Raw genomic sequence first — 20642 nt, 5'->3', positions numbered from 1 at the left:
ATATCAATAAAATGTGAAGCGTCACAACCTTTGGGGCGTAGGCAGTTAGAATGATGTGTTCAGTTTCTTATCTAGGCACAATTAGTGTGAATAAAACTAATAAATGTGCATGGTTACCATGTGCTGCCAATGGACTGAACGATGAAACTGAACCTGATTACCACTACTTTACTGCTTGCGTCGGCAAGTGCCATCGCCGAGCCTAACATCACCATTTCTACCACGACCAACAGCCGTGACTTCCCACTAAGTGCAGAACAGCCTTTGGTTGTGCCTCTAACCAAAGACGGATACACGCTAAAAATCACGGGCGTTGAAGGTGACTGCGTTGCACCCGATGGTCAGAAAGTGAAGTTCAACAAACCTCTTGCGCTGAACTGCGGTAAGCCAACGGAACTACCGTTAAAAATCCGTTTTACCGGCGATTACTCTTTCGCTTTTGATGCGGAAGCGAAAACACTGCGCTTTAAGCGCGAACCCAAGAAAGCCACCAAGACAGAGTTCAAACGCCCAATCCCACAAGTGCAATGTGAGGTTTACCAAGGCGGAGAAGTCACTATTGCGTTAGGTGATAGTTTCCCGGATGGCACCAAGTTGCGAGATGCTTACTCGGGGCAAATGGTTGAAGTGAAAGATCAGCAAGTATCGCTGACGCCAAGCAAAGACTCTGGCGGCCTAGTGCTTTTAGAGCCTGTACAGAAAACCAAAGAAGCGGTGCCATTTGATTATCGCAATGCCAACATTTACTTCGTGATGGTCGACCGTTTCAACAACGCAGACGCAAGTAACGACAACAGTTATGGTCGCAAAAAAGACGGCAAAGAAGAGATAGGTACTTTCCACGGCGGTGACCTTAAAGGCGTGATTGAGAAACTGGATTACATTAAGAGCCTAGGTACAGACGCGATTTGGTTGTCGCCAATCGTTGAGCAAGTGCACGGCTTTGTCGGTGGTGGCGATAGTGGTTCATTTCCGTTTTATGCATACCACGGCTACTGGACGCGCGATTTCACCAAGATTGATGAGAACTTCGGTAACGAAGAAGATTTAAAAACGCTGGTGGAAGAGGCGCACAAACGAGGCCTCAAAGTCTTGATGGATGCGGTTATCAACCATTCTGGTTACTCAACATTGGCGGATCTACAGTTCGACGGTATCGATGTGTTAAAGCCTAATGCCGATCTGCCCAAGAAATGGGGCGACTGGCAACCAAAAGCGGGTGAAAATTGGCATAGCTATCACCAGAATATTGATTATCAGAGTCCTAACTGGTCGAAATGGTGGGGCGGTGACTGGGTAAGAACAGGTCTACCGGGATACCCAGCTCCGGGTAGCAGTGATATCACTATGTCATTGGCGGGTTTGCCTGACTTTATCACCGAATCAGACAAAACCGTGAAGCCAGCGCAATGGTTATTGGATAACCCTGGTACTCGCGTAAAGGCGCGTGACAATTACACCGTCTCGGATTATCTAATTGAGTGGCAAACTGATTGGGTGAAACGCTTTGGCATTGATGGCTATCGCGTCGATACGGTGAAACACGTTGAAGGTGATGTGTGGAAACGCTTGAAAGAAGAGGCATCGAACAGCCTAGAGCAGTGGCGTAAAGAAAATGGCAAATCAGGTCAGCCGTTCTGGATGATGGGCGAAGTCTGGGGACACACCGCGTATCGCAGCCCTTATTTCGATGATGGTTTTGACGCGTTGATCAACTTCGATATGCAGAAGAAGCTAGACAAAGGCGCGGCGTGCTTTAGCCAAATGGCAGACACTTACCAAAGCTATGCGGAAACTATCGCGAACGAGAAAGACTTTAACCCAGTCAGTTACATGTCTTCTCACGATACGGAGTTGTTTTTCTCACGTTTTAAAGATTACGGCATGCAACGTAACGCGGCGAACGCATTGCTTCTTAGCCCAGGTGCGGTTCAGGTTTATTATGGTGATGAAGTGGGTCGTAACATTGGCCCTTACGCGGATGATTTCCACCAAGGCACACGCTCTGACATGGTATGGAAACTATCGGATGAGAAGCAAGCGCTGCTGAAACATTGGCAAACCCTTGGTCAGTTTCGTCAAGCGCACCCAGCGATTGGTGCGGGTCAGCACGAAGTGATTGAACAAGAAGGCGCGTATGTGTTCTCTCGTTCGCTTGGCAATGACAAAGTCGTCGTGGCGTTTGTAGGACGTAATAAGTAACTAAACGCTCTTTATGTCGATAAATAAAAAGCCCTTCCTTGAGTTATCAAGGAAGGGCTTTGTTGTTTTAGTTCGCCAGTTCTTGGTCGATGACTTTTTCTAGCTCGTCAAACGGCACATAGCCAGGAATGACTTGATCATTAATGATCAACGCAGGCGTGCCGCGTAAACCAAGTTGCGTGAAATACTGATAGTTCTTATCAAGCAGCGCTTTGGTCTCTTTGTCGTCGACAAGCTGCGCTTCTGTCCCTGTTTTCTTCGCGATTTGCTTTAACGAGCGTGCATCATGTGCGCCCGGTTTTTTCACCAATAACTCATGCACTTGTTCGTACTTATCTCGCTGGTTTTGCCAAACATTTAATGCGTAACTTGCCGAGTTGTAGCCGTTTTTCTCGTATTGTTCTTTAAAAGAGACATTGAGGTTAAGCACTTTTATCTGCGGGTATTCCTTACCAACTTTGACCAGTTCTCCTTCTAAACGTTTACAAAAAGGGCAACTGTAGTCCGTTACGTTAATAATGGTTAACTCAGGGTTTTCAGCTCCAAAAGAGGAATGTTTGCCATCACTTAGATAGTGACGAACCTCCTTCAAGGTATCTCCAAATGACTGTTGATACGCAATGTACTCTTGAAGGTTTTGGTGTAATGAATCAAGAATTTGAGGATTCTCTTTTAGTATCTGAGTAACTTCCTCTAGCTTTTGTTCTGCGGTCTTTTCTGATGCGAAAGATACGGCAGGTACGATAGCCATCATTAACGTCAAAAGTGTACGAGTGAATGTCATAATATTTCCTAAAACTTTTAGATTTCGTTGTTTGTTATGTGAAGTGAATAAAATACGTACAAAAGTCAGGCGAGAAGGTCTCTCGCCTTGCTAGGTTTATTCTCTAAACACACAAAGTTTTAGGTGAACCCGACACTTTTCCGGTATCGGTTCTGTGTATTCCAGATAATGAATTGCTGTGGATGCCATCGGCAGCGCCACAATCAAAGCAAACAGAAAAAATGGAATAAGAATATGGTCCAACTGGTGTTGGTACGCTTGAACTAGCTTCTCTGAAAGGTCGCAAGATGGTGATAAATTCACGCTTTCATCTTGCTGACTCTGTATTTGGTGAGCCTTAGGGCAGCTTTTCGAGAAGCCGGAGTTTTGGCTTAAACATACCATCACCACCCAAAACACGAGGGCGAGTGTCCACTTGGCTATTTTAGGTTGTGAGCGTAACAATGGGCTGCTTAGTCCTGTTGATTCTGGTTTATGCCGTTTGCATATGACCGGACAATCCTAACCTAAATTTCATTATGGAATGTTACTTTCGAGTTAATCGATATCGCCTCAATGCCAAAGCATGAAGTACGTCATGAATGTTGTAGAAAGCAATATTCGTTGGAATCATTGGTCTGATTGATGAAGAAGTCCAGAGGCATCGGTATAGATTAATATACCTAATTGTTAGCACAAATTTTTATTATCTTTCAAATGTGATTAAAATCATAAAACAAAACTTCATAACTGAGTCGCCAGAATGTTCGGCAGGCGGATTGATTTTGATCATCTCTCTAGCACATTATTCGGGTGAACATATGTGTCCTGTCCCACATGTGTAGGTAATGTTATGAAAAATCCTGTTCAAGCCGAGCGCAAGGTTACGCTGGGGTGTTACGTTGCACTGGCGTTTGCGGTCGTCTTCTTCTCTGGTCTCATGCAATCGAACGAATGGTATGGCGTATTTGATTTCACCACGTTGAATGGCTCTTTCGGCAAGGTGGCTTATGGTGTTACCGAAACGGCTGACGGTGTGCAAGTTGCAACAACGTCGCTTCGTGGTACTGGTGGTAGCGGTGCACGTGACGGTTTCATTTTTGCACTTACTTTGATTCCTACCGTTATGTTCGCACTGGGTATGATCAATGTACTTGAGCACTATGGTGCGCTTGAAGCAGCTCGTAAGCTTCTTACTCCTCTTCTACGTCCTCTAATGGGCATCCCAGGTAACTCTGGTTTGGCTCTTATCGCTTCGCTGCAAAGTACCGACGCAGGTGCGGCGATGACTCGTCAGCTTAAAGATGAAGGCCATCTTACCAAACGCGAAACCGATGTGTTCACTATGTTCCAGTTCACCGCTGGTGCCACCATTGTTAACTTTTTCTCCTCAGGGGCGGTGCTGTTTACGCTGACGATGGCGGATGGTTCGCTTGCCGTAACGTCTTCTATTGGTTTGGCGGTTGTGGTGATGTTCTTGTTTAAAATTGTGGGCGCGAACTTATTCCGTATCTACCTAAACATCACAGAAGGTAAAGAAGACAAGCAAGAGCAAAACAAATCTGAGAACTTAAAAGAGGAGACGGCGTAATGAGTGACGTAAAAGTAAGTAAGCCGATGGTGACGGATATTTTCGTTGAAGGCGCTAAAAAAGGCTGGGTTATTGCGACAACATCAACCGTGCCTAACGTTCTTATGGCGTTTGTCATCATTAAAGCGTTGCAGATTACTGGCGCGTTGGATTTGATGGGCTCGGTATTTTCTCCAGTAATGGCGGTTTTTGGTTTGCCAGGTGAAGCGGCTGCGGTGCTGATTGGTGCTTGGATGTCGATGGGCGGCGCAGTTGGCGTGGTTATCACATTGTTTGACCAAGGCATCTTGAACGGTACGCACATTGCGATTCTTGCACCTGCAATTTACCTAATGGGCTCACAGGTTCAGTACATGGGGCGAATTATGGGACCTATCGGTACTGAAGGTCGTTATATCCCAATTATGATTGCGATTTCCGTATTGAACGCATTTGGCGCAATGCTAGTCATGAACTTGTTTGTTTAGGGGGCAATCATGCAGTTTTCTCTCAATGAATATCTCGAAGAACTTCGTCCTCTCATCAATGTCGATTGTGGCACGTACACCACTGATGGCATTGAGTTCATCGCTTCTCAATTTGAAGAGAAGTACCAAGCGATGTCAGGTTGGAGCGTAAAACGCATCGACTGTGGCAGAGCGGGTATCGGTCTTGAAGTTCGAAACAAGCCTGAAGCTGAGCAAGTTGACGTGATGCTGATTGGTCACATGGACACAGTGTTCCCTGTCGGTACCGCAGAGTTACGTCCTATGTCTCAAGACGCTGAAAAAGCGTACGGTCCGGGTGTCTCGGACATGAAATCTGGCTTGCTGAATATTGTGTACGCGATGCGTAACCTCGACCAAGCGGTGTTGGATAAACTGTCGATTTGTATCTGCATGAACCCAGACGAAGAAACCGGATCGTTAGATTCGGTCGACTGGATTCAATCTGTTGCAAAAAACGCGAAGAACGTATTGGTGGCAGAAGCAGCACGTGCAGACGGCGGTTTAGTCAAAGCGCGCAAAGGCATGGCGCGTTACAAAATCACGTTTAACGGCGTGGCGGCCCACGCTGGCAACGAGCCAGAAAATGGCCGCAGTGCAATTACCGAGATGGCGAACTGGATTCTCGCAATCAATGCCATGACGAACTTCGAATCTGGTACCACATTAAACGTGGGTATTGTGTCTGGCGGTAACGGCGCAAACATCGTCCCTGAGCACGCTGAAGCGATCGTGGATGTGCGTTTCTGGAATAACGATGAGTACGATGATGTCGATAGCAAGCTAAACGGCATGCTGGAGACACCATTTGTTGATGGCGTTAGCATCGAGTTGGTTCGTGAAGCTTACAAACCTTCTATGGTGCCAAGCGCGCAAACTGAAAGTCTGATAGCATTAGTTGAAGAAGCCGCAAGTGAACTGGCTATCGACATCAACTGGAAAGAAGTGGGTGGCGGCTCTGATGCAAACAATACGGCAATTCTTGGCATTCCAACTTTGGATGGTCTAGGACCTATCGGTGCAGGTTTCCACAGTGACCAAGAGTACTTGTTGCTTGAGTCTATCGAACCACGTATCAAAATGCTGATGCGTGTACTGGAGAAGATTGCTCAATAAGGCATTCTGCTTCTAAAGCTTGGTTCCCAAGACAATAATCCCCGGACTTCGGTTTGGGGATTTTTCTATCTGTGTTTTTGTTTCACTTTACTATCATTTCTTGTTATTAATCTTGCGTTCAGGTTCGATTTATTAATATGTTGACCACAGTCATAAATTTCGGAGGCAACGATGAGCACAACAATGTCTGTAAAATCGGCGCCGAAAGACGCCAAAGATCAAACGATGCAAGCGCCAGATGAGAAAACCTTCTGGCGAAAAATGAAAGGGTCGGTTAAGAAAGCGGGTGAAGAAATTGCCGTAATGGGCATAAAATCATGGCTCGCGATGACAGATTCCAACACCGCCGTTCGCCATAAGGCGATTTTAGGTGGCGCATTGGCTTACTTTGTATTACCAACCGATATGGTGCCAGATGTGTTAGCAGGCGTCGGCTTTACCGATGACATGGCAGCGCTTACCTTAGCCGCTAACTCAGTCGGCAATGCCATTACTAAAGAACACGAAGAACAAGCCAGAGAAAAACTGAATTCGATGGCGGATTAGAAAGAGCGTTTCTAGACGCGGAGAAAACAAAAGCCCCGATGTTTCCATCGGGGCTTTCTTTTAGACAGGACTATATAATTTCAGAATGGTAATCGTAGAACGATTTAGGCGTCAGCGCGTTTAAGATGCACTTCTTCTTCGGCTACGCCTGCCATTGGATCGTTGAAGCGAGCTTCATCCAATGCCCCTTCTGATTTTGCGACAATGACGGTAACTGCACTGTCACCAGTGATGTTTACCGCGGTACGAATCATATCAAGAAGACGGTCAACACCCATGATGAGCGCGATACCTTCAAGAGGCAGACCAACTTGGTTCAATACCATGGCTAGCATTACAAGGCCAACACCAGGGACACCCGCAGTACCGATAGATGCTAATGTAGCTGTCATGATTACCATGAGGTAATCGCCCATAGTTAAATCAATATTGAAGGCTTGAGCAATAAAGGCGGTTGCTACACCTTGCATGATCGCCGTACCGTCCATATTCACGGTTGCACCAAGTGGTACTGTGAACGATGATACGCGGTTCTCAACCCCCATACGGTGCTTAGCCGTTTCCATTGTCACTGGAATCGTCGCGTTTGATGATGCGGTCGAGAAAGCAAACATGATCGCGTCTTCCATCTTACGTAGGAACGTAATTGGGTTTAGACCGGTGAAACCTTTTAACATTAAGCTGTAAGTAACTAGACCGTGTAGGACAAGTGTACCCGCCAGTACTAAGAAGTACTCTGCCAGATTGACGATCGCGCCCAGACCAAGACCAGTAAATAGCTTCGCCATTAAGAAGAACACACCATAAGGCGCTAAGTTCATCAAAATCGCTACCAGTTTCATGATCACTTCATTCAGATCAGAGAAGAACGCTGCAATACGTTCACCAGGTTTGCCTGCTGCGCTGATCGCAATACCAAATAGCACTGCGAAAACAATAACTTGCAGGGTTTTACCTTCAGCCATTGCACTGATAGGGTTGGTTGGGAACATATCGATGATCACCTGACCCAAAGATGGTGCTTCTGCTGATTTGAATGAACTTGCTGCGGTTAGGTCAGCGCCAGCACCTGGCTGGAACAGAGTACCCATAGTTAGAGCAAGCGTAATCGCGATAGCCGTTGTTGTAACGTAGAAAGCGAGGGTTTTACCACCCATGCGACCCAGTGTAGAAAGGTCTTTGAGGGAGCTAGTACCACAAACTAGTGAAACAAACACTAGAGGGACTACGAGCATTTTTAAGCTGGCGACGAAGATCTGTCCACCAACTTCAAATAATCCATTAACAATGTATGCGTCGACAAATCCGTTGCCGGCAAAAAGTGTGCGAATTGCAAATCCTGTCAAGATACCCGCTACCATACCCAAAATTACGCGGCTGGTTAGCGACATCGGTTTCTTGGTATTCATGAGAACACTCCTTATAGTTATGCACCTTGAGTTCACTTCAAAGCGGCGAGCAGAGTAGCAGTGGAGTGAGAAAATACGAAAGAATAATCCTCTAAATGGTTAATAGATGTGAACTTTATCACTAATAAAAATAGAGTTTTAACCAAATCTTAACTATTTGACTGGTCGAAAAGTTTGTATTTTAACACTTTTATCGAACATACAACCGATAAGAAGGAGTGTTTACATTTATTTTTGGTAGTAAATGGAGTGCATATTACCTTTAAGGAGTGTTGCTCTTGCATAACTATCTAGATTTTATTCAGGCTAGAAGCCGTCTCTTTTTGACTGTTTTTGTATTGGGCTGAACACAAGGGGCTAACGAGCCGTCTATGCCCCTGCTTATGTTACCTATCCGCTGAATCAATGATGGTTGGTCAATGTAGATAATTGGAGGTGATCCCAACTCCAATTATTCTGATTGGTATTGCTAATACCCCCAACCCAATAGCATTGCTTCGCTAGCATGAAGCCTTCCAAACAATGCTGACCAGCCTCAGTGATATGGACGCTCTGTTCCCACCAGTCCCTTTCACGTGACTCAATCGTGATTAAAGGCGTTTGACATTGTGCTAGAGGGAGGAGTAAGGCGTAAAACATCACATCGCCCAAGTAAGGTAGAGGTTCACGTTGTTGATATTGCTCAAACCAATCTTTGATGAGAATTGAACGATTTTGAGAACTTAGGACCTCTAATGCAATCTGCTGAGTCAAGCTTAATCCTGTTTGTGAATGAGGTAACTCTTGCATATGGCGTATTAGCACGTTGAGCATATTGGGTAAGCAATCTAGATCATGCTGCTCGATCAAATTAACCATAGAGATGGGTGTCGGTGATGTGACAGCGTGCCAGGAATGTTTAGCCTGACTGAATAATTTGGCTGTCACGGGTTTACGGTATTGCCAACAAGCGCGAATAGCCTCTTTAGGCAACTGCCCCAAACCGATGAATCGCTCAGTGCTAGGGAACTGGTTCAACTCAATGATCTCTATCACCTTGTTTTCTACATTCTCTAACAACGTTAGGGCACGAAGCAGCATTAATTGGTCATAGCTGTCATGTTCGACCCAAAAGACGATTCGTTCAAATGTATCACTGAGCAGCGTATCAATATTAGCTTGCTCAAATTTGACAATATCTTGCACTGAATCCTCACGCTTCATCACGGGCAGCAGAGTCTCTACGACATATTGGGCACGAATGGCAAGGAAGTTTTGTGGTGTTGCTGGGATTGGACCCATACAAAGCGGATCTATCAGGGCTAAAAATGTCCCCTCGAATCCGCTGTCTTTAAGCCGTTGCTGAATATCATGCCCACAGCGGACATGGAGCGTTTTTAGTTCGCTATCAAGAGGAGGGAAGTGTTTTTTGATGGCGTCTTTGTGAGCTTCTAACTCTTCGACATGCGCTTTTAATTTACTCCAACTTGGTAAACCTAATTCTCTGGCTAGCGAATGTTGAACGTCAGCTAATTGAATTGTATTGGGAGCTAATGATTCTGGTTTGGAGTGAAATCGCTTAACTCGATCCAACATCTCATCATCGTGTTGACGTATAGCTTTGAGCCTTTTTTTAGCAACGGATTTTTGTTGGTTAATGTTGATTAAGAAGCTATTTGTAGAGTTCATTTTTCACCTTTCTTATCTCTTCCACACTCGCCTAAATAGAAGCTAAAAAGAAGGTAAAAACAGATTGTTCCTGCTATACAGAGCAGGGTGGAAGAGTTGCCGTGAACCAAGTTCTTTCCGCGAGTGTTGGGGGCTTTAGGCGTGAGCAAACTGATAGTAGGGTTTCACAATCCATCATGCAACTATTCATGAGAGAACCGCATCACAAAATATCAGCCCCATTAAAGAAGTGCTGAATAGTTTGACAGCCAATGCCTATGTAGATGTGAACGACCATCCGTTTTCTAGTAGATATGCATTACAGGATCCAGTAATAAAAAAGCCCTGCTAGGTCTAGCAGGGCTTTGTAATACATGTAGATATTAATTACTCGCTCTTGTAAGCGTAGTTATAGTAACCGTAACCATATCCGTATGAGTTTGACGCTTTCTTTTCTACGGCGTTTAGAATCACGCCTTTTACTTCCACGCCGGATTGTTCAAAGCGGCCTTGTGCGACTTCAATTTCCTTCAAAGTCGTTTGATCAAAACGAGCTACCATCAGTGTTGTTCCTGCGATTGCACCAACAATGCTTGGGTCGGTAACCGCGAGTACAGGCGGCGTATCGATGATCACAAGATCGTACTGCGCCGACATTTCGTCAACAAAGCTCTTAAAGCGAGGATGCATCAAAAGCTCTGACGGGTTTGGTGGTACTTGGCCACGAGTAACCACATCTAGATTGTCGATGGATGTTGATTTAATGATATTGCTATGGGATGTCTTGCCGCTCAAATAATCAGAAAGGCCGTTATCCCAACGTAAACCAAAACATTGCTGCAAATAACCTTTACGCATATCTGCATCGATAAGCAGTACTTTCTGACCTGTTTTCGCAGCGACGGCTGCAAAGTTTGTCGATACGAACGTTTTACCGATAGATGGTGCTGGACCTGAAATCATAAGAACATTGTTCTTCGCTTCCATCATCGCAAAGTGCAGGCTAGTACGAAGACTACGCAGGGCCTCGATGGAAAGATCGGCCGGGTTAGCTTCAGCAAGAAGGACTAGCTCATCGTTGCTGCCTTTGTTTCGTTTAAGCTTGTTTGCAAATTCCAGTTGTTGAATAGATTTTGGAACGCTAGCGTAAACAGGCATACCAATCTGCTCAATTTGATCTGGTGTTTCTACACCACGGTGGAATGCCGCACGAATTAATACGAAAGCCACGCCTGCCATGCCGCCAAGCAGTGTTGCTAGCACAACGATAAGCGCTTTTTTCGGCTTGATTGGCTTAGAGAACGATTGAGCGTTATCTAAGATTCGAACGTTGCCAACGGTTCCTGCTTTAATGATGTTGAGCTCTTGAACCTTGTTCAATAGCTGGATGTAGATTTGTTGGTTTACTTCTACATCGCGCGTCATGCGTAGAACTTCACGCTGTGTTTTCGGTAACTTTTGAACTTGTTTATTAAGACGCTCTTTCTCTTTGAGTAGCGTCTCACGTTTATCAAGCAGAGACTTATAAGCCGGGTGATCTTGTGTAAAGCGCTGGCTGATTTCACTCTCTTTGAATGTAAGCTCATTTAACTGCGCTTCTAATTCAACCATCACTTTCAGCGTTGATTGAGCTTCAAGGCCTAAGTCGATAGATTCATTTTCTTGACGGAATCGATTTAAAACGTCTTCAGAAGCGGTCAGTTTTGTTTTGATGTCTGGAAGGTGACCTTTCAAGAACTCGAGACTTTGCTCTGCCTCTGCTGAGTTTCTTTGAACGTTTTGCAAGAAGTAGTTCTGGCTAATGTCGTTCAAGATAGCTTGAATCTTAGCGCGATCTTCACCAGAGAAGCTTAAAGAAATAATCCCGGTTTGCTTACCACGTTCGCTTATCGATAAGTTTTCTTGAAGTTTATTAATTGCATCTAATTTGCTGACTTTACTCACGGTAAACGATGCGCCGTCTTGCGCTATCATTTCTGTAGCTAAGAATTGATAGCCGTTCTTTTCAATGAGCTCGCCAACCTTACCTTCTAAAATGACGTTATTGTCATCTTCTATAAGTCTGAACGTCTGTTTTTCAGAATCAATAACTTCGAGAGTTAGAGGAATTCCAACTGCGTAATAAGGGGTATTAAATCGTGAAACGCTCAGACTGATTTGTTCGCCTTGCAGTCGAGCTAAGCCCTTACCGACGATAGGCATGTAATTCGGAGAGACGACCGTGGTTAAGTTGAACTTATCAACGGTACCACCCAAAATCATACGAGATTTAATGATCTCAATTTCTGTTGTCGCTGATGACTCTGCTGAAAACAGCTCTCCCATATCACCAACCATCGCTGAAATACCACCGGAGCTCTTACTTTCAATTTGGATAAGAGCGTCAGCTTTGTAGATAGGTGTTGATAGAATGGCAACGCCGACGCCTATAATTGAAAATAGGACTACGGTACATAGAATGAGCCATTTGGCATCAAGAATGATCCCAAATAACTTTCCCAAATCGATCTCATCGTCGGCTTGACGTGATTGCTTAATAGTTTGTGTTGTCATTACTTTAACTTCTTAAATACCTTGCCATTGGCGTTTATATATTTAGCCTTGCGGCTTATAGTTTTTGAGACCACGCTTTTGCTGCTTTTTCTATAAGCGTATAAGCATGTTCGAAGGCTTCTCTACTTTGTCTGTATGGATCAGGAATGTTTTTTTCACTTATCCATTGTCCAAACAGCATCGTTTTGCCTCGTGCCTCAGGAGCGACTTTGGTTAAGGCTTCTAAATGACCTTTTTCCATAACCAATATCAGATCGTATTGAGCGCAAAGCTCAGGTGTTAATTGTCGTGCTTCGTGTCCATCTAAGCTTACGCCATGTTCGTTCGCGATGGTGGTTGCCATATCATCAGCAGCTTTTCCTGTTAAATGACTTTTATCCACCGCGATTCCCGCTGACGCGACATGTTTGTTTGGTAGTAAAGACTGCAAAAGCCGCTCTCCTGTTGGAGAGCGGCAAATATTACCTACACAGACGACAAGAATATTAGAAAACAAATGCTTACCCTATTTTAAATTGTATGCCTATGATCCCAACTGGAGTGCTTGCTTCTTTATATTGCACAATTGAGCTACGTAACTATTGAATGCATGCCGCAAGAGATAACTTTCTTGCGGCACGTCGTTTTTACGGCCAAGTGCGTACTCGTAGTACACCTTCGGTTAATTCGTTAAAGCCGGAAATGGTTGGAACAAGTTGAGCAATAACGCGGTTCCAACGGCTAACAGGCGCGGCTGTTACATAGACTATGTCGTATGGGTTGAGATCAAACTCTGTTCCAATCACCAAAGCAGAAGCATCAGAAACATCTAACTGATAGATGTCCGCCATTTTAGCTTCTTCTTTTGAACGTCTGATGACGAAAACGCCAGTGGCATCGGCGGAGATTTCATTAATACCACCAACGCTACTTAGAGCCTCAGTAAGGCTCATACCGCTGCGATCAATTTTGAGTAGCTTCGGATCGTTAACTTCGCCCATAACAAATACTTTTTGTGCATCGTTACGGGGAATATGAACAATATCACCGGGCTTTAGAAGACGGTTTTGAGTTAAGTCGCCTTGTTGCATCAGAGCGTATAAAGAGACATTTTCAACCACACCGTTTCGCGTCAGTGTTGCATTACGCCAATCGGCTTCGGCTGCCAGTCCGCCTGCTCTATTCACGGCATCAAGAAGTGTAAGAGGAATGTTTGTGATTGGTTGTTGCCCTGGCTTGTTCACTTCGCCAGTCACATAAGTCTTTTTAGAACGAAAAGCTGCAACGCTTACATCGACTTGCGGGCTCTCAATGTATTTTGCAAGACGGTTGGCAATGTCTGCACGAATTTGGCGAACGTTTTTACCTTCAACGTGTACAACGCCAATGTAAGGGTAGAAGATCGTGCCATCTGAGTGCACCCAGTTACCTGCTTCGGCTGAACTACGATATGAGCCAGCTGGGATCGTGAGCTCTGGGTGGTCCCAAATAGTAATATTTAAGATATCACCAGGCCCTACTTCGTATTCATACTTGGCGATTTCAATATCTAACTCTGGATTTGGCTTTGAAAAAGGATCTATTGAATTTAAAGAGGTCACTCGCTCCAAAGTTAAAGGATAAACCGTAACCTGCGATTCTATATCACTCGATTCAGTGCTCATTACTGTTTTGTCACTGACCGAAAGGTGGCTACCAGGCAGAGTACACCCTGTAAGAAGGATAGGAAGTACTGATATCCCCAAAAATTTATTAAATGTGTTCATTGGTTTATAACTACCGAAAGAAAGTTTGCCGACTGAAATTGGTTCATTCTAATTGAACTGCATTTCATCAATGTTGACGATTTACTGCAGTTTTAAGCCTTTAGAAAGCGAGTCCATTCAGAATTATTTGTGTAATAAACACTCCAAATGGCTGCTAGCGACTTAGAGCTCTTAGTTTCATTAATGAAGGTGTAAAAATCTGACCCACAAAAAATAGTCAACTATTATCCATCTGGTTGCAATAAAGGCAACAAGATACTTAAAAAAATACTGACGAATACATGACAAAATTGTGTCTATTTAACGTTATTGAGATGAATGCATGATTTTGCACAAGTAAACAGGCGGGAATGTGAAAAAACTCATGCCAAAGTTGTATGTATACTATTTACACCATATGCAACTGCCGTTATGCTTCCTGTTGCGGTCGGATATAACAACAAATATTGGAGCTAATTTTGAAAATCAAACTTTTAACGGCAAGTGTGGCAGCAGTCCTACTAGCAGGTTGTGGTAGTGACAGCGACCCTGAGGTAAAAAGATACTCGGTTCAGGCTTATGACCCAGCTGTTATCGGCATGAAGGTTCAAGCTGTATGTGGTGGTGAAACATACGACGCGATTGAAAAGACAACAAACTATGAAGGTATGGTTGGTGAAGCGCGTTTTGAAAATATCAATGTCGTAAATGCGCCAGGTGACTGTGCTTTCGTATTGACGCATACTGATGAGAGTAAAGACGCATCAAATGGCAAACCTATTACATCTGACTACAAAATCCCTCAAGGCTTAGCGCAGGCGGATTCATTAGTAACAGGCTCTCCATTTACGACTTTGGTTTCTAACTCTTTGAAAGAAGGTGAGGTTTACTCTTCTGATATCGCCGAAAAAGTATTCGAGAACTTAGGTATTGATATCAATGCAAGTGGTAAAACGGTTGATGAAATCCTTCGTGATACAGAGTCAGTAGTTGAAGATCTTCAAAGTGAAGGCGGTAATAGTGCACTTGCTACGAAGTTAGTTGCTACAGCGAACGTTGTATCGGATATCATTAAAGCAAACCCAACAGCTGCACCTGAAGCTGTAGCAGTTGCTGCAAAATCGATTACCGAAGAAGTGATTGCGAAAAATCCACATTACCCTAAAGCTAGTGCGGGTTCTGATGACGTGATTTACGTAGAGATTTCTGAAGAAGATACAAAGAACGTTGTTGAGCAGGTTGAAAAAGATATCGCTGAAGGTAAACCTGTAGATCAAATTAAACCAACTGTTCCTACCATTCCTGAAGCGAAACCTGGTAAGCCAATTAAACCAGAACCACAACCTGGAGATGGTACTGGCGCGACAGGCGGTAACTAAGCGAGTTTTTGCTGATAAATTCTAAAGGCCTCTTCAGAGGCCTTTTTTGATCCTATCGTACTGTGTTCATCACCTTTTAGTGAGCCCTTTACTGTTTAAGTAAGGTAGGATGTGCGGACGTGATTCGCCAGCTAGTTTACTGGTGACTTCTTGTGACCAAGTGCTTTGTTTTTGATTGCTCGAACGGTTTGCATAGTAGTTTTGCATGGTTTGGTCATAAGCCTGAATATCATCCAAATTTAGGTCTTGATATTGATTCTCGTGCACCACGACATGAGCAGGTAGACGTGGCTTAACTTCAGGGGCTTGATCTGGATGACCTAGACACATACCAAATAAAATGGCTGTATTTTTAGGTAAGCCTAATAACTCGTCGACTTTTTGAGCATTGTTTCGTAAGCCACCAATATACACGCCTCCTAGTCCCATAGACTCTGCTGCAAGTAAGCAGTTTTGTGCCATGATGCCAGAATCAACAGCACCGATAAGTGTTAACTCGGTGAAATCAGCTTGAACATCAGGATTGATGCTGGCGTGGCGCTGGTAATCAATGCAAAACACCAAAAACTCAGCCGCGCTTTCAACGTACCCTTGATTCCCCGCATATTGTGCCAATAGCGTACGCTTTTCTTTATCGGTAACGCGGATAATTGAGACGACTTGCAACATACTTGATGAAGACGCCGCAAGGCCAGCTTGTAGAATCGTTTCTAATTGTTCGCTCTCAATATGTTGTGAGGTGAACTTTCGAATTGAGCGGTGATTGAGAATTGTTTGTATCGTACTGTTCATGGTGACTTAACATCCCCTGTTACATGTAAAGGCTGAAGCTTCACCTTAGCGATATTTGATGAGTCGGTAAACTATCTCAAAAGAAAAACAATGCTTAGCGCATAAGTGTGAAGATGAATAGAGAATACATCACTCGTTCTGCTTGAGAGCGTATATACTGTTTTTAGAATCAACAATTTAACTGCAGTGGAAAATATGAAAGAACTCATCGTTCATACAGTCACGGTGTTTATGGGCTTCTTTGCGATCATGAACCCCATCGCCAATATTCCTATCTTTTTGAGTTTAACGGCTGATGAGGATAGAGAAACCGTGCGTTCCATGGCGCTTCGTTCGGTTTTTATTGCATTTGTCATCATTGCGATATTTTCGATCGCCGGTAAATTAATTTTTGATTTGTTTGGTATCACGCTGTACGCCTTGCGAATAACGGGCGGTATCTTGGTGTTTTTGATCGGTTTTAATATGCTTCAAGGTGATTCGACGCATCAGAAAACTAAAGAGAAAGCGTATTCTCCAGCGCAGCAGCAGGCGGCGTTGAGCATTGCCGTTTCTCCACTTGCAATGCCGATATTAGCAGGGCCTGGAACGATTGCTACCGCGATGAACTTTGCTACGGCGGGTGGTTTTGATCAAACCATTATTACCATCGTTTCTTTTGCTGTGTTGTGTGTTATTACCTATATACTGTTTTTATTTGGAGACAAATTGGTCAAAGCAGTTGGACCGAGTGCTCTGAACGTCGTGACGAAAATGATGGGCTTAATCCTAGCGGTTATCGGTACTCAAATGTTTATTGATGGCGCGGGCGAAGCCTATAAAACTGTTTTCTCATAGGCGTCTCCATCTCTCTAAATCCACACCTACATTTCTAGCTGGTGTGGATTTTTTGAATTTTAGTTTTCACTTTCTAAGAAAGAAATAAATAGACTTCACCTATTTCAATAATAAGAATATTCAATTGTTTTGATTGCACGAATTTCATTACTCTTTTGGCAAGAATAATGGGGGAAATATGGCAACAAAAGCAATTGTAGTGGAAGGTGGCGCGATGCGAGGTGTCTTTGCAAGCGGAGTGCTAGATGCGTTTTTAGAGCAGAGTTATAAACCGTTTGATTTTGCCATTGGTGTATCTGCTGGCGCATCAAACTTGATTGGTTATTTGACCGACTATCCACATCGCAGCATTAATGTCATTACTAAGCTGGCAACGAGTAAACGCTTTTTTGATCCGACTCGATTCGTTAAAGGTGGGGATCTCATTGATGTGAAGTGGCTGTTTGAAGAGTCTAATCGTTTGTATCCCGTCGATGAAAATAAACTGTTTAATGGTATTCCTTTTCTGGCAGCGACGACGAATGTAGATACAGGACAGGCAGACTATTATCGCGTGACGCGTGATAATTTTCATCATGCGATTGAAGCGACAACAGCGTTACCCATTGCATACAAGCACACCCCTTGCTTTTCTGGAGGCTGCTATACCGATGGTGGGGTTGCAGATTCTATCCCGGTGCGTGAGGCTTATCGTCGCGGGGCTCGCGACATAACCGTTGTGCTTTCTCACCCGCTAAATTATGCCAAGAAGCCAGTAAAAACCACATGGCTGATGAAGAAGTTATTTGCCGAACATCCTAAAATGGCGGACGCGATGTTAAGACGTGCAGATAACTACAATCAATCGTTGGAATTTATTCGTAACCCTCCACCGGGAACGCATGTCAGAGTGATTGCACCACCAGATAATTTTCCTGTTCAGCGCTTATCAATGCGACAAAACGTTCTATTGGAAGGTTATGAAATGGGGCTGATCGAAGGGCGGGCTCATTTGGCCAATTTGTCAGGTGTTCATGGTTTAGATCGGGAAAACTGCCATTTTTGCGTTTGATAATGAAAGAGCCTCATAGCGAGGCTCTTTTTACTTAACGTTCAAAGGGCGATTTAGTTGACTTTGTCCCAAGCCATTTCCCAGTGTGAACCTGTTCCTGGTTCGTATTGGTTTGCGCTTTCTTTCCACTGTACACAGTAACCAGAGTATGGGAAGGGTTTACATTGGTAAATGGCACCGTCGCTTGCAAGCACTTTTGTGCCCGCTGTGTAGCTAGATAGCCCTTCAGGGAAGACAAAATCGTACTCGCCAGATGGTGGTGGCGTTACTGACTCTTCTTTTAAGTGAAAGTCGAGCGTTTGCTGATCCACCAAGTTGCCATCTTTGTCTTTAATACGAGTCACGAGCATATGGTGACCAGGCTCTGATTTGCTTAAAGCGAGCGATACTGCCTCCACCGAGCCGTCTTTCATTTCGTCTGCCCAGCTTGCAAGTGGCTCACGGTGGTGATTGTACACGGTGAGTTCTGCGTTTAAATCGCCTTTAGCAGTGAGTGTCAGATCCAACGTTGTCGGTGTTGACTCAATGATATACTCGTCTGCTAAGCCATCTACTGTGAGTGAGTACTCTGGAACGGGAGTTTCTATCTTGTAGCCGACTTCTACACGCTCAAGGCCGCTATTAGCTTGCAGATACACCGGATTAGTACCATAAACAGGAGTGAATTTATCCTCGGCATACTGTCCCGCTTGCAGTTTAGTTTGCTCTTGGTTGATCTTCGTTGCTAGAGCGTAAGACCAGTTTTTCGCTTTGCCCATGACTGCATCGGTAATTTCTAGCTCGGTTCGATAAGCTATGTTTTCACCCGCCTGATCAAATACGCGCGTATAAACCGAATCTCCAACATTTAAACCCATCGTCGGAATAATTTGACCGCCTTGCGTCCAATCTGGAATGACTGGACTGTCGCCATCAAATTTCACATCGATCACGTTATAAAATGAAGCCGCTGTGTCGCCAACATCCCATACCGCCAGAATGACGTGATACCCCTCGCGCGTAGGCACATTACATTGATGGCTCACCTGTTTTGGAGGTTGAACCATATTGCCATCGACTACACAGAAAGGAGTCAGATCAAACGAGTCGCGTGATAGTGAGGCATTTGGGTTCCAATCAGGTTTGGTGATGTAATATTTCCAGTCACGCGTCACATGGTTAGCGGTAAATGTCCATTCAAAAGTCTGTGTACCTGATTGAATAGGACGTTTCATCCAGCGGTCGGCAGTTTGTTCATCAAGAGCGGCAGCTAGAGCGGTTTCAGCACTTGCTATTTTTCCATCGCGAGGCCCTGTTTGTGGAAAACCATCAGGACCTTCAACACTTTGTGGCTCGTATTGAATGGCACCGCAGTTATTATTTTTTTCGTTAGTATCAGGTGTTGGATACTTACATAGTGCCGCGCGACTTGCAGCGACACCATCATTGGTTTCTGATACGTAGCCGTGAGCCGCAGCACTTGAGCTAATGCTTGCAAGTGCTAATGCAAGTACGGATTTGGTTGGGAAGGATTTCATCACATGTCCTCTGTTATGGCTGACAAATTAATGTCACACCTCGGCGCATGCTGAGCATGAAGCAACGCTGCATGAATCCATACTTTGGATAATGTAGTGTTGCAACATGGCAACCCCGCTATCATGAGCATTACTTTTGATGATGGAATGCTGACAGACCGGAAGCTTTGCGTCCCACCCTTTCGAGTGGTTTGCCGAAATGTGATTGAGCAGCCAAAATTTAGCTCAAGAATTTACATGTGGAAAAGTAAACGACACTGACATGGAATCATGTTCTCAAATTGAAAGGTAACGGTACGCCAACCTCATTGATATTGTGCTGTTTTGTTTCTAAGGCATTGGTTTTCATGTTGTTTTTGTCTTTTCTATAGCTGGAGTGAATGAGTGATTGGTTGTTGGGTCGAAGGTGGGAAGGGGCAGTATTAAGGATAGAAGAAGCACCATTTAAAGGGCGGAATATACCGCCCTCTGAATCATGTTATTTAGGCATAATGACGGTATCAATAACATGAATGACGCCGTTTTTAGCTTTCACATCGGTTGCCATTACATTTGCATCGTTGACCATTACTTTGTCGCCCATGGTTTTAATCATCACGTCTTGCCCCTGAACCGTAGTTGCTTTGTCCAGCTTAACAACATCGGCAGCCATTACTTTCCCTGGGACGACGTGATAAGTCAAAATGGATACTAACTTGTCTTTGTTTTCCGGCATTAAGAGCATATCGATTGTACCGTCAGGCAGTTTTGCAAAAGCGTCATCCGTTGGTGCAAAAACAGTAAATGGGCCTTCTCCTTTGAGTGTATCGACTAGATCAGCCGCTTTCACTGCAGCGACAAGTGTATTGAAAGAGCCGTTTTCAGTGGCAACGTCGACAATATCAGCCTTCATCATGCCATGCTCATGAGCCTTGACGGGAAGCATAAAAGATAAAGTCGCCATCAATGTAGCCGTGATAACCAAGATACGTTTAAACATAATGTGTTCCTTACGAGTTGGGGGTACAACGGTTTCCCTAGAGAATGTCTT

General features: G+C 44.3%; 18 protein-coding genes and 1 riboswitch. Of the genes, 8 read left to right on the top strand and 10 right to left on the bottom strand.

What is annotated here, in order from left to right:
* Positions 1 to 141 precede the first annotated feature (141 nt).
* Positions 142 to 2202 carry an alpha-amylase gene (locus CBX98_RS11655; RefSeq protein WP_109169257.1) on the top strand — a complete coding sequence of 687 codons (2061 nt, stop codon included), beginning with the start codon at positions 142 to 144 and terminating at the stop codon, positions 2200 to 2202.
* Positions 2203 to 2269: 67 nt separating this feature from the next.
* Here CBX98_RS11655 and CBX98_RS11650 read toward each other — a convergent pair whose 3' ends face one another.
* Together CBX98_RS11650 and CBX98_RS11645 are read right to left on the bottom strand one after the other, a co-directional pair.
* Positions 2270 to 2986 carry a DsbA family protein gene (locus tag CBX98_RS11650; RefSeq protein ID WP_006740805.1) on the bottom strand — a complete coding sequence of 239 codons (717 nt, stop codon included), beginning with the start codon at positions 2984 to 2986 and terminating at the stop codon, positions 2270 to 2272.
* Between the two features lie 96 nt (positions 2987 to 3082).
* Positions 3083 to 3370 (bottom strand): hypothetical protein, encoded by a 288-nt coding sequence (locus CBX98_RS11645; protein WP_054866868.1) that lies wholly within the window; start codon positions 3368 to 3370, stop codon positions 3083 to 3085.
* Positions 3371 to 3818: 448 nt separating this feature from the next.
* On the opposite strand from CBX98_RS11645, the gene CBX98_RS11640 reads away from it, so the two are divergent.
* The 4 genes from CBX98_RS11640 to CBX98_RS11625 all read left to right on the top strand — a co-directional run bounded on the left by CBX98_RS11640 (position 3819) and on the right by CBX98_RS11625 (position 6703).
* The gene (locus tag CBX98_RS11640) at positions 3819 to 4556 is read left to right on the top strand and encodes a nucleoside recognition domain-containing protein (RefSeq protein WP_109169256.1); all 738 of its coding nucleotides are present in this window, start codon (positions 3819 to 3821) and stop codon (positions 4554 to 4556) included.
* The gene (locus CBX98_RS11635; RefSeq protein ID WP_005458317.1) at positions 4556 to 5023 is read left to right on the top strand and encodes a YjiG family protein; all 468 of its coding nucleotides are present in this window, start codon (positions 4556 to 4558) and stop codon (positions 5021 to 5023) included. The genes CBX98_RS11640 and CBX98_RS11635 overlap by 1 nt, the downstream gene beginning before the upstream one ends.
* A 9-nt stretch (positions 5024 to 5032) precedes the next feature.
* A complete protein-coding gene (locus tag CBX98_RS11630; protein ID WP_109169255.1) occupies positions 5033 to 6157 on the top strand; it encodes a M20 family metallopeptidase in 1125 nt (374 codons plus the stop codon).
* Positions 6158 to 6328: 171 nt separating this feature from the next.
* Positions 6329 to 6703, top strand: a complete 375-nt coding sequence (locus CBX98_RS11625; protein WP_047009638.1) for a YkvA family protein — start codon at positions 6329 to 6331, stop codon at positions 6701 to 6703.
* A 104-nt stretch (positions 6704 to 6807) separates the two neighbouring features.
* On the opposite strand, the gene CBX98_RS11620 is transcribed toward CBX98_RS11625, so the two are convergent.
* From CBX98_RS11620 to CBX98_RS11600, 5 genes are all read right to left on the bottom strand, one after another.
* A complete protein-coding gene (locus tag CBX98_RS11620; protein WP_005397791.1) occupies positions 6808 to 8112 on the bottom strand; it encodes a dicarboxylate/amino acid:cation symporter in 1305 nt (434 codons plus the stop codon).
* A gap of 402 nt (positions 8113 to 8514) precedes the next feature.
* Positions 8515 to 9780: a DUF1835 domain-containing protein gene (locus CBX98_RS11615; protein WP_109169254.1), complete on the bottom strand. Its 1266-nt coding sequence runs from the start codon at positions 9778 to 9780 to the stop codon at positions 8515 to 8517.
* Between the two features lie 366 nt (positions 9781 to 10146).
* Positions 10147 to 12312, bottom strand: coding sequence for a polysaccharide biosynthesis tyrosine autokinase (locus CBX98_RS11610; protein ID WP_109169253.1), 2166 nt, complete (start codon positions 12310 to 12312; stop codon positions 10147 to 10149).
* 55 nt (positions 12313 to 12367) lie between these two features.
* Positions 12368 to 12808, bottom strand: a complete 441-nt coding sequence (locus CBX98_RS11605; protein ID WP_031780663.1) for a phosphotyrosine protein phosphatase — start codon at positions 12806 to 12808, stop codon at positions 12368 to 12370.
* A gap of 130 nt (positions 12809 to 12938) precedes the next feature.
* Positions 12939 to 14057: a polysaccharide export protein gene (locus CBX98_RS11600; RefSeq protein ID WP_006740798.1), complete on the bottom strand. Its 1119-nt coding sequence runs from the start codon at positions 14055 to 14057 to the stop codon at positions 12939 to 12941.
* Positions 14058 to 14515: 458 nt separating this feature from the next.
* Here CBX98_RS11600 and CBX98_RS11595 point away from each other — a divergent pair, with 458 nt between their 5' ends.
* Positions 14516 to 15415 (top strand): hypothetical protein, encoded by a 900-nt coding sequence (locus CBX98_RS11595; protein ID WP_074190350.1) that lies wholly within the window; start codon positions 14516 to 14518, stop codon positions 15413 to 15415.
* Positions 15416 to 15484: 69 nt separating this feature from the next.
* On the opposite strand, the gene nfsA is transcribed toward CBX98_RS11595, so the two are convergent.
* Positions 15485 to 16207 (bottom strand): oxygen-insensitive NADPH nitroreductase, encoded by a 723-nt coding sequence (nfsA, locus tag CBX98_RS11590; RefSeq protein ID WP_109169252.1) that lies wholly within the window; start codon positions 16205 to 16207, stop codon positions 15485 to 15487.
* Positions 16208 to 16402: 195 nt separating this feature from the next.
* Here nfsA and CBX98_RS11585 point away from each other — a divergent pair, with 195 nt between their 5' ends.
* Positions 16403 to 17044 carry a MarC family protein gene (locus CBX98_RS11585; RefSeq protein ID WP_046875716.1) on the top strand — a complete coding sequence of 214 codons (642 nt, stop codon included), beginning with the start codon at positions 16403 to 16405 and terminating at the stop codon, positions 17042 to 17044.
* Positions 17045 to 17222: 178 nt separating this feature from the next.
* Positions 17223 to 18095: a patatin family protein gene (locus CBX98_RS11580; protein ID WP_048625429.1), complete on the top strand. Its 873-nt coding sequence runs from the start codon at positions 17223 to 17225 to the stop codon at positions 18093 to 18095.
* A gap of 53 nt (positions 18096 to 18148) precedes the next feature.
* On the opposite strand, the gene gbpA is transcribed toward CBX98_RS11580, so the two are convergent.
* Entirely contained in the window at positions 18149 to 19612 is a 1464-nt protein-coding gene (gene gbpA, locus CBX98_RS11575; protein ID WP_109169251.1) for an N-acetylglucosamine-binding protein GbpA, read from the bottom strand.
* A gap of 105 nt (positions 19613 to 19717) precedes the next feature.
* A riboswitch (cyclic di-GMP riboswitch) is annotated at positions 19718 to 19818 on the bottom strand.
* Between the two features lie 272 nt (positions 19819 to 20090).
* Entirely contained in the window at positions 20091 to 20591 is a 501-nt protein-coding gene (locus CBX98_RS11570) for a fasciclin domain-containing protein (RefSeq protein WP_046875719.1), read from the bottom strand.
* Between the last annotated feature and the right edge of the window lie 51 nt (positions 20592 to 20642).

The organism is Vibrio sp. T9, from assembly GCF_003123985.1.
Lineage (GTDB): Bacteria > Pseudomonadota > Gammaproteobacteria > Enterobacterales > Vibrionaceae > Vibrio > Vibrio diabolicus.
The sequence above is the reverse complement of the archived record's forward strand: the minus strand, read 5'-3'. Positions and strand labels throughout refer to the sequence as shown.